This is a genomic window from Shewanella sp. KT0246 (genome assembly GCF_019654955.1).
Lineage (GTDB): Bacteria > Pseudomonadota > Gammaproteobacteria > Enterobacterales > Shewanellaceae > Shewanella > Shewanella goraebulensis.
In genome coordinates, this window is sequence record NZ_BPEV01000179.1 from 1 (window position 1) to 239 (window position 239).

1 pseudogene is annotated in these 239 nt (G+C 45.6%); it reads left to right on the forward strand.

Features of this window, described 5'->3' with window-relative positions:
• A pseudogene (locus K5Q58_RS21030) lies at positions 1-239 on the forward strand (hypothetical protein); the annotation flags it as partial.

The following is a 239-nucleotide window of genomic DNA, read 5'->3' on the forward strand; positions in this document are numbered from 1 at the left end:
CACAAGTAGCAGGCCTACCCAACATCAAGTTTGTTGACACTCAAGTAGCAGGCCTACCCAACATCAAGTTTGTTGACACTCAAGTAGCAGGCCTACCCAACATCAAGTTTGCTGACACTCAAGTAGCAGGCCTACCCAACATCAAGTTTGTTGACACTCAAGTAGCAGGCCTACCCAACATCAAGTTTGCTGACACTCAAGTAGCTGGTCTTCCAAACATTAAGTTTGTTGATACCCAA